This is a genomic window from Streptomyces sp. NPDC054796, assembly GCF_053611545.1.
This window is the reverse complement of the sequence record NZ_JBSHAO010000010.1, coordinates 190,856-199,981: the sequence shown is the minus strand read 5'-3', so window position 1 is coordinate 199,981 and position 9,126 is coordinate 190,856. Positions and strand designations below refer to the sequence as shown.

General features: G+C 72.6%; 10 protein-coding genes. 4 read left to right on the top strand and 6 right to left on the bottom strand.

The features are described from left to right. Window positions 1-179: 179 nt before the first annotated feature. Window positions 180-803 (bottom strand): LAETG motif-containing sortase-dependent surface protein, encoded by a 624-nt coding sequence (locus ACWGJ2_RS11700; protein WP_453345849.1) that lies wholly within the window; start codon window positions 801-803, stop codon window positions 180-182. A 193-nt stretch (window positions 804-996) separates the two neighbouring features. Between ACWGJ2_RS11700 and ACWGJ2_RS11695 the strand changes: the two genes are divergently transcribed. After that, on the top strand, window positions 997-2,244 hold the full coding sequence (locus ACWGJ2_RS11695; protein ID WP_453345861.1) for an MFS transporter: 1,248 nt from the start codon (window positions 997-999) through the stop codon (window positions 2,242-2,244). A gap of 49 nt (window positions 2,245-2,293) precedes the next feature. Here ACWGJ2_RS11695 and ACWGJ2_RS11690 read toward each other — a convergent pair whose 3' ends face one another. The 3 genes from ACWGJ2_RS11690 to ACWGJ2_RS11680 all read right to left on the bottom strand — a co-directional run bounded on the left by ACWGJ2_RS11690 (window position 2,294) and on the right by ACWGJ2_RS11680 (window position 4,090). Then, complete coding sequence (locus tag ACWGJ2_RS11690) at window positions 2,294-2,800, bottom strand: NUDIX hydrolase (RefSeq protein ID WP_453345848.1); 507 nt, start codon at window positions 2,798-2,800, stop codon at window positions 2,294-2,296. Window positions 2,801-2,865: 65 nt separating this feature from the next. After that, complete coding sequence (locus tag ACWGJ2_RS11685; RefSeq protein ID WP_453345847.1) at window positions 2,866-3,291, bottom strand: ASCH domain-containing protein; 426 nt, start codon at window positions 3,289-3,291, stop codon at window positions 2,866-2,868. A gap of 139 nt (window positions 3,292-3,430) precedes the next feature. Beyond that, window positions 3,431-4,090 (bottom strand): TetR/AcrR family transcriptional regulator C-terminal domain-containing protein, encoded by a 660-nt coding sequence (locus ACWGJ2_RS11680; protein ID WP_453345846.1) that lies wholly within the window; start codon window positions 4,088-4,090, stop codon window positions 3,431-3,433. A gap of 74 nt (window positions 4,091-4,164) precedes the next feature. Between ACWGJ2_RS11680 and ACWGJ2_RS11675 the strand changes: the two genes are divergently transcribed. From ACWGJ2_RS11675 to ACWGJ2_RS11665, 3 genes are all read left to right on the top strand, one after another. Continuing rightward, window positions 4,165-5,694, top strand: coding sequence for an FAD-dependent monooxygenase (locus ACWGJ2_RS11675; RefSeq protein WP_453345860.1), 1,530 nt, complete (start codon window positions 4,165-4,167; stop codon window positions 5,692-5,694). Between the two features lie 162 nt (window positions 5,695-5,856). Beyond that, a complete protein-coding gene (locus tag ACWGJ2_RS11670; RefSeq protein ID WP_453345845.1) occupies window positions 5,857-7,617 on the top strand; it encodes an L-lactate permease in 1,761 nt (586 codons plus the stop codon). Between the two features lie 139 nt (window positions 7,618-7,756). Further along, window positions 7,757-7,930, top strand: coding sequence for a hypothetical protein (locus ACWGJ2_RS11665; protein WP_453345844.1), 174 nt, complete (start codon window positions 7,757-7,759; stop codon window positions 7,928-7,930). Window positions 7,931-7,955: 25 nt separating this feature from the next. Here ACWGJ2_RS11665 and ACWGJ2_RS11660 read toward each other — a convergent pair whose 3' ends face one another. After that, window positions 7,956-8,120 (bottom strand): hypothetical protein, encoded by a 165-nt coding sequence (locus tag ACWGJ2_RS11660; protein ID WP_453345843.1) that lies wholly within the window; start codon window positions 8,118-8,120, stop codon window positions 7,956-7,958. 173 nt (window positions 8,121-8,293) lie between these two features. Continuing rightward, on the bottom strand, window positions 8,294-9,058 hold the full coding sequence (locus tag ACWGJ2_RS11655; RefSeq protein ID WP_453345842.1) for a FadR/GntR family transcriptional regulator: 765 nt from the start codon (window positions 9,056-9,058) through the stop codon (window positions 8,294-8,296). Window positions 9,059-9,126: the final 68 nt, after the last annotated feature.

Sequence of the window (9,126 nt, the reverse complement as noted above, 5' to 3'; positions counted from 1 at the left end):
TTGCAGGGCCTCGCCCGCATCCGTGTGTGGCGTTGGTCGGGTGGGGTGGGAGCTGTGCACACCCCACACCAACCCCACGCCTGTACCGCGTACCGCGCACTGCGTCACACCGATGCCGGTACACACCGGCGTCGGAGCACGGCGTGAGGCGTCACCGCATCACGCCGCCACTCCTCGGATCAGCTCGTCGCGGAGCGCCGCTTCCGGGTGATCACGAGCAGCGCCGCTCCGGCCAGGACCACCGCGCCGGCGATCCCGGCGATCAGCGGGGTGGAGTCGGACGAGCCGGTCTCGGCCAGATCCGAGCCACCGTCGTCCGGCTTGGCGGCCGGAGCGCTGGTGCTGGGCTCCGTGGACGGGGCCGGGGCCTCGCTGCTGGTGCTCGGCTCCGGGCTCGGCGGCGGAGTGCTCTCGGTGGGCGGCGTCGGCTCCGGCTCCTCCTCGCCCTCGCACACCGGCGAGGTCTTCGTCTCCTCGCGGGAGTACTGGTCGCCGTCACCGGCCTTGACGGACAGCTTGACCGTCATTTCCTTGCTGTGCTTCGGCAGGTCGAGCTTCTTGTGGAACTCCGAGCCGAACTTCTGCGCGGAGAGCACGTCCTTGCCGTCCGCCGTGATGGAGACCGTGTTCTCGACCTCCGAGTTGTAGGCGGTCAGGTTGACCGACACCGAGGTGCAGTCCACCGACCACGATGGGGTGTGGGCGGATGCGGGCACCGCCCATATCCCCGTACCCGCCACTGCCGCGGCGCTCGCCACGGTGAGGGCGGCCGTACGGGCCCATCTGCCACGAGGTGCTGTCATTCCTACGTCCTTCCGGGGGGTTCCGGGATGTTCCGCACTGAACCAGTAGTGCGAGAAACGCACGGTACTCCCACCCTGAACACACATTCTCACCACCCCTCCCCATCTCAACAGCCCCGCACAAACGCCCAGTTCAGAACGGAGGCCCCGCCTCCACCGGGCGACCGCTCCGGTGTTCTACGGTGCGGGAGTGATCACTCAGGACCAGGACGGGAGCACAGGGCGGCACCGGGGCAGGTTCGGCGCCGCCGCCTACCTCTTCGCGGCGTACGTCTTCGCCACCGGCATGGCGGGCACCACGCTGCCGACCCCCCTCTACGGCCTCTACCGCCAGCAGATCGGCTTCTCCGAGCTGGTGGTGACCGTGGTCTTCGCCGTCTACGCGCTCGGTGTCATCGCCGCGCTGCTGCTCGCCGGGAACGCCTCGGACGACGTCGGACGGCGCCCCGTGCTGCTGACGGCGCTGGGCCTCTCGGCGGCGAGCGCGGTGTGCTTCCTGTCCGAGGGCACGGGCGGGCTGCCGCTGCTGTTCACGGGGCGGGTGCTGTCCGGCTTCTCCGCCGGTCTGTTCAGCGGCGCGGCGACGGCCATGGTGCTGGAGCTGGCGCCGAAGGGGCGCGCGGCACGTGCCGGGTTCGCGGCCACCGCCGCCAACATGGGCGGCCTGGGCTGCGGCCCGCTGCTCGCCGGTGTACTGGCGCAGCACGCGCCCTGGCCGCTGCGGCTGCCGTTCCTCATCCACCTGGTGCTGCTGGTCCTCGCTGCCGGGGTCACGCTGGCGCTGCCGGAGACGGTCGCACGCACCGGCGGCGGGACGCGTGTCCCGCGTCCGCGCGGCATGCGGGTGCCGCCCGAGGTGCGGCAGGTGTTCGTGCCCGTGGCGCTGGCCGCGTTCGCCGGGTTCTCGATGCTGGGCCTGTTCACGGCGGTGGCGCCCAGCTTCCTGCACGAGACGCTGCACGTGGACGACCTCGCCGTCTCCGGCGCCGTCGTCTTCTCCCTCTTCTGCGCCTCGATGGCCGGGCAGTCTCTGATGGGCCGCGTGGGCGTGGAGCGCGCCCTGCCGTGGGGGTGCCTGGTGCTGGTCGCCGGGATGCTGCTGGTCGGCGGCTCCCTGGCGCTGACCTCGCTGGCGATGCTGGTGACGGGCGCCGTGGTGGGCGGCGTCGGGCAAGGCCTGGCGTTCCGCTCGGGCATGACCACGCTGAGCCGCGCCGCGCCCCCTGAGCACAGGGGCGGCACGATCTCCGCCTTCTTCGTCGTCGCCTATACGGGCATCTCTCTGCCCGTCGTCGGGGTCGGCGCGCTCAGTACGGGCATCGGGCTGCGCGACGCGGGCATCGTGTTCGCCTGTTGCGTGGTCCTCGTCGTCGCCTCGGTGGCCACATGGCTGTTCCGGCAGCGGCACGCCCTCGCCGGGCGACGGGACGAGGCTTCCTGACGGCGCCCTGTGTCCGTCGACGGGTCCGGTGTCCGCCGACGGGCCCTCGTCACTCCCCCGCGGGACCGCCGGGAACGAGATGGCCCCCGCTGACGAGGAGAGGCAGCACGTGGTTGCGCACGGCAGGCGCCAGCAGCGGGGCGTCCTCGTCCTCGGCGCCGGTGATCCAGCGCAGGTGGGCCAGTTCGGCGGCCGGGCGCGGCGTCCCGTCGAGCGCTGCGGTGAAGACCGTCATCCGCATCGGCACGCCTTCGAGGGCAGCCGTGTCCTCGACCTCTCCGAGCGGGGCGAGCCCTCTCGGGACGACGCCCAGTTCCTCGTCCAGTTCGCGCAGGAGGGTCTGCTCCGGGGTCTCGCCGGGCTCGGGCTTTCCGCCGGGCAGGTAGAAGACCTCCGGGGCCGCCGTCTTGCTGACGAGGAGGAGGCGCCCGTTCTCGACGACGGCCGCCGCGACGACATCGAGGGTGCCCGCTGCCCGCGCCACCGCGCCGTCACCCGCCGTTCCGGCCTCCGCCCGGGTGTCCGCCGCCGTGCCGGTGTCGTCTCGCGTCGCCATACGGGGGATCTTCTCAGACACGGTACGGGAGGGGACACGGCGCCACCGCGCCGGTCCCGGCCGGGTCAGAGCAGCGCGATCACGCGGAAGCGCTCGGCGACGACGAGGGTGTTGTTGTTGACGGTGAGGCCGGGGTCGCCCAGTGACTCGCGGACCTCGTCGCTCTCCCAGAACTCCTCGTGCCCGCCGCGCCATTCGGCGACCGAGCGATAGCCCTCGCCCTCGTCGCGCACGTGCTCCCACCCCACCTCGGTGAGCGGCACGATCTGTACGTCCGTCAGCCTGATGACGGCGACGGGGCGTTCGTCGGAGTCGATGACGACATACCGGTTGCCGACGACGGGCAGCGGTTCGCCGTCGCTTTCGTAGTCGGCCAGCAGGCTCGTCGTCGCGGTCTTCGCGCCGACCAGGATCGCGTTCACGAGCTTGTCGCGCAGCGGTCCGGGGAAGCCGAACTCCGCGCGTGGCAGGGAGGAATGATGGTCGGTCACCCTGCCACCGTAGCCCGGCGAGAGGACGTCGGCCCGGGAGCTGCGCGGCAAAAGTCGCCCGGGGCGACAGCGGCGCGCGTGCAGCCGGATGCCGCCGGCATGCGCCGCGTGAGCGGAGGGGTCCCGCAGGTTCCGTGGGTCACGCGGGGCTCTGGAGGATGCGGGAGACGCCGTACTCGAAGCGCTCGTCGAAGGACCCGCCGCCGAAGTGCGCCATGACGCGGGACAGCGCGGGGTACTCCCCGTCGGCCCCCTCGGCTCCGTCGGTCCCGTCGTCCCCGTCAGCCAGTCGCCGCGCGAAGCGGTGCCCCGACTCGGCGGGGAAGGACTGTTCCTCCTGCGTGAGGCCCAGCGCGAAGTAGATCAGCGTCCAGCAGGTCCAGGCGGCCTCGCGCTCCCCGAGGCCGCCGTCGAGCAGCGCCTGGACCAGGGCCTCGGCGGCGCGGAAGGTGGCGGGCTCGGCCGCGTACGTACCGGCCACGATCCTGGCGCCGTCCCGGTGGGCCAGCAGGGCGCGGCGGTAGCGGCGGACGAGTTCGCGGACGCGCGCGTCCCAGGCGTCGGGCAGCCCGTCGAGACGGACGCCCGCCACGATCGCGTCCGCCATCAGCTCCAGCAGCCGCGTCTTGGTCTTGGCGTGCCACAGCACCGTGTTCATCCGTACACCCAGGCGCTGCGCGATGCCGCGCAGGGAGACCGCCTCGGCGCCCTTCTCCTCCAGGAGCGCGAGCGCGGTCCTGACCACCGTGTCGACGTCGAGCCGTGTGCGGGCCGGCTCCTCCGCTTGCTTTTTGGTCACTGACCTAGTCTACTGACGGAAGACTCTTGGTCACTGACCAAGACGTGAGAAGTGACACCGAGGAGGAACGGATCATGGAGCAGGACGTCGTCATCGCGGGGGCCGGACCCGTCGGGCTGTGGCTGGCCGCCGAACTGCGGCTCGGGGGCGCCGAGGTCACCGTCCTGGAGAGCCGCGAGCGGCGCTCCCCGCACTCGAAGGCGCTCACCCTCCACCCGCGCACCCTGGAGCTGCTGGCCCAGCGGGGCCTCGCGGACGCCTTCCTGTCCCGGGGACGGCGCATCCCGAACGGCCACTTCGGCGGGCTCGACGACCGGATGGACTTCCGCGCGCTGGACACGCCGTACCCCTTCACGCTCGCGCTGCCGCAGACCGTCACCGAGGAACTGCTGGAGGAGCACGCGCTGGCCAAGGGCGTGCGTGTGCTGCGCGGCCACCGCTTCACGGGGCTGACGCGGCACGCGGACTCCGTCACGGTCACGGCCGAGGGACCGCAGGGTGCCCGTACCTGGGCGGCCGGGTGGCTCGTGGGCTGCGACGGGGCGGGCAGCACCGTGCGCGGGGAAGCGGGCATCGGCTTCCCCGGCACCGACACCACCACCTGGGGCTGGCTCGGCGACGTGGTGCTCGACGAGCCGCCGCGCGCCGGAGCCATGAGCCTCGCGACGCCGGAGGGCGGGATGATGGCCGTGCCGCTGCCCGGCGGCGTGCACCGCCTCGTCGGCGGCGGGCCCGACGACATGCGCCCCGACTGGCCCGGCGAGCTGACGCTCGGTGAACTGCGCGACAAGGTACGGCGGATCGCGGGCACCGACTTCGGGATGCGGGACCCTCTGTGGCTCTCCCGCTTCGGCAACGCCACCCGCCAGGCCGAGCGTTACCGCGACGGCCGGGTGCTGCTCGCGGGCGACGCGGCCCACATGCACTTCCCGACCGGGGGCGTAGGACTCAACGTCGGCGTCCAGGACGCGGCCAACCTGGGCTGGAAGCTGGCCGCCGTGCAGCGGGGCGGGGCGCCCGAGGCGCTGCTCGACACGTACCACGGCGAACGGCACCCCGTCGGCGCCGAGTTGCTGGAGCACACCAGGGCGCAGACGGCGCTGATGACCGCGTTCTCACCCGAGGGGCAGGCGCTGCGCGCGGTGCTCAGCCGGCTCATCGCCACCGTGCCCGGCTTCTCCAGGGAGCTGGCCGAACGCCTCGCCGGGCTCTCCGTGCGCTACCCGGCCCCGGACGGCGCCCACCCGCTCACCGGCAGCCGCGCCCCCGACCTCCGCCTCGCGGAACCGCCGCACCACGACGGCCTGTTCGGGCTGCTGAGGGAGACGGCGGGGCGCCCGGTGCTGCTCCTCCTCACGGAGCGGGGCGACGACGGGTCCGACCTCGCGCGGCGTCACCGTCACCAGGACGCGGCGCAGAAGGCCGCCGCGCACCTGGGCCTCTCCGGGCCCCTCACCACGTGCCGGGCGGTCCCGGCGGACCAGCGCCCCGAGTGGCGCGGCGTCGGCGCGGCACTCGTGCGCCCCGACGGCCATGTCGCGTGGGCCGCCGACGCCGGAAGCGGAACCGGGGCAGGGACCGGAAGCGGAACCGGGGAGGGCTGAGAGGCACGCACGGGGAAGCCGTCAGGCGTCCGCGCACCCTCGCAAGTGCACATCCGCCTCAGCTCTTTCTCGTCGCAACCCTGGACAAGCGTCCCGCGCCCTTCTTAGCTTGCGCGCAGTGATCAGTCCGTGGTCCGACCGCAAGCCTTGAGCGAGGGTCGCATGTATCAGCCGGATCTCTCCCCCGTCATGGACAGCCTGGGGCTGTCGTCGCTCGTCGCCGCACTGCCGCTGCTGACCCTGTTCGTGCTGCTGGGCGGGCTGCGGCTCAAGGCCCACTGGGCAGGGCTGGCCTCCCTGGCCGTGGCCATCGCCGTGGCGGTGGGCGTGTACGGGATGCCGCTGGGGCTCGCCGTGCTGTCGGGCACCGAGGGTGCGGCCTTCGGGCTGTTCCCGATCATGTGGATCGTGCTCGCCGCGCTGTGGGTGTACCAACTCACCGTCGTGAGCGGCCGGTTCGAGGATCTGCGGCGCGCCTTCAACCTCGTCAGCGACGACCCCCGGGTGCAGGCCCTCATCATCGCCTTCTGCTTCGGCGCACTGCTGGAGGCGCTGGCGGGGTTCGGCGCGCCCGTGGCCATCACCGGCGTGATGCTCATGGCCGTCGGCTTCTCGCCGGTACGGGCCGCCGTGACCGTGCTCGTCGCCAACACGGCTCCCGTCGCGTTCGGCGCCATCGCCACACCGATCATCACGGCGGGCAGCCTCACCAAGATCCCGTTCGAGGACATCGGCGCCTACGTGGGCCGCCAGACACCGCTGCTCGCGCTGTTCGTGCCGGTGCTGCTGGTGGCCCTCGTCGACGGGGTGCGCGGCATCCGCCAGACGTGGCCCGTCGCGCTGGTGTGCGGGGTCGCGTTCGCCGTCGCCCAGTTCGTCAGCGCCAACTACATCTCCGTCGAACTCACGGACATCATCGCCTCGTTGGTGGCCCTCGCCGCCGTGGTGCTGTTCCTGCGCGTCTGGCGTCCGGGCGACAGCGAGCGCGTACGGGCCGACCTGCGCCGCGCCACCGAGGCGGAACGCGCCGAGGCCGACGAGCGGGACGGCGTCGTGACGCGCGACGGCGCCGGGGCCGCCGGGCCGGCCGCCGGACCGGAAGCCGGGGCCGGGAGCGACGCGCCCGGCACGGGAGACACGCCCGGCACGGACACGGAGCGCGCCACCACGCCCCTCGGCAACGCGCGGGTCCTGATGGCGTTCCTGCCGTACCTCATCGTGATCGCGGTCTTCTCGGTGGCGAAGCTGTGGGACACCGTCAAGGAGTTCCTCGCCGACAGCGACCTCCAGGTGCGGTGGCCCGGACTGGACGGCAAGGTCCTCACCGCGGCGGGCGACCCCTCGTCGACGACCACCTACGTCTTCCCCTGGCTGTCCTCGCCCGGTTCGCTCCTGCTGCTGTGCGGCATCCTCGTCGCCGCCGTCTACCGCATCGGCCCCGCCCGCGCGGCCCGCGAACTCGTCAGCACCGTGGTCACCCTGCGCTGGGCGCTGCTGACGGTGGCCTCCGTGCTGGCCCTCGCCTATGTGATGAATCTTTCAGGGCAGACGATCACGATCGGCACCTGGATCGCCGGTACGGGCGCGGCCTTCGCCTTCCTCTCGCCCATCCTCGGCTGGCTCGGCACCGCCGTGACGGGCTCGGACACCTCGGCCAACGCGCTCTTCGCGACCCTCCAGCAGACCGCGGCTGCCAAGGCGGGCCTCGATCCCACGCTGCTGGTCGCGGCGAACACCTCGGGCGGTGTCGTGGGCAAGATGATCAGCCCGCAGAACCTCACCATCGCCGCCACCGCCGTCGGCCTCGTCGGGCGCGAGGCGGTGCTGTTCCGAAAGGCCGCGCCCTGGAGCCTGTTGCTCCTCCTGGTGATGTGTTTCCTCGTCCTCCTCCAGTCCCACATCCTCGCCTGGATGCTCCCCTAGGGGGCGTCCGCTACCCTCCTGACCTGGGCGATCGGGCCCCGCCCCCTCCGGTGCGGGCCCCTCGGAGCTGTGTGTAGTCTGTGCCGCCGGCCACGGCTCGTGGCCTGTAAGCAGGCCAGGAACACGAAGGACGCGAGACATGAGCACCACCACAGCGCAGACCGAGCACCCCCCGATCTACGAGGAACTCGTGGACGAGCTGGGCGACGTTCCGGCAGACGTGCGGGCCGTCGCGGAGCGGGTGCTCCAGGAGGCCGAGGAGGCCGTGCGGTGGAAGGCGAACGACGGCACCCTCGACAGCGCGGCGGCCTGAGCCACCGCGCACCGGGCCCACAGAGTCAGGCGAAGACCTGGCTCGCCACATACATCAGCCCCGCGTAGCCGCCGAGTACGAGGACGACGATGAGCAGCAGCCACGCCGCCGCCTGGCTGGGGATCGGCTCCGGCGCATCCGGCTTGGGCGGTTTCACCGGGCAGCACTTCGAGCAGTGCGGTTCGGCCATGAACGGGAGCTTCGTGCGGGTTCACGGGGCACGCAAGAGGTGAGCCGCTTGTCGTCACATGTCCCCCGAAACGGCTGATACGGGGCTCCGCTCTTTTCCGTACCCCCGGCGCACGCGGGCGACATGCGCCTCGCACGCCCGGCGCGGACGCGGTCCCGTCGCGGTACCGTCGCTCAGCGGTCCTCCAGCGCCGCCGTGAGCAGCTCGCGGGTCTCCTCCTCGACGTGGTCCGCGTAGTAGTCGTACAGCGCCTGGCGGCCGAGCCGCGCGGCCCGTTCGCCGTCGCCCGCGCGGATCGCGTCCAGGACCTGGCGGTGGTGCGCGATGGAGCGCTCCATCCACGCGGTGGCGTCGACGGCGGTGGCGATCTTCCCCTCGATGACCTCCACGACCGCGTCGTGCACGGCCCGCGCGCACAGCCCCAGCAGGGAGTTGCGGCTCGCCCGCGCGACGGCCTGGTGGAAGAGCGCGTCGGCCTCGCTGAACGCGCGCAGCCCGGCACCCTTCAGGGTCTCCATCCTGGCTATCTGCTCGGCCATCCGCGCGAGGTCGTCCTCGCCGTGCAGCCGCGCGGCCAGCCGGTTGCTCTCGGCGTCCAGGACCATCCGGAACTGCACCAGTTCGCCCAGCGTGGACACATGGGACCGGGTGAGCCGTCCCAGCGCCCTGCTCAGGTTGTCGGGCGAGACGCCCAGCACCTCGGCGCCCAGGGGGTCGCCGGGGCGCGAGCGCACCAGCCCGGCGGACTGGAGGACGCGCAGCGCCTCGCGGACCGTGGAGCGGCCCACGGCGAACTGGTTCACGAGTTCACGCTCGGCGGGCAGCCGTGCCCCGGCGGGCAGCTCGCCGCTGAGGATGCGCTCCTCGATCTGCTCGGCCACGCGCTGATAGGCGCGTACGGGCTCCACGGGCTGGAATGTCGCTCCGTCGGCGGACATCGTCGTCCCTCACTGTTCCGTCTCGGTCCCGGCCTGCGTGAATCGCCCCCGCCGCCCTCTTGACCCGC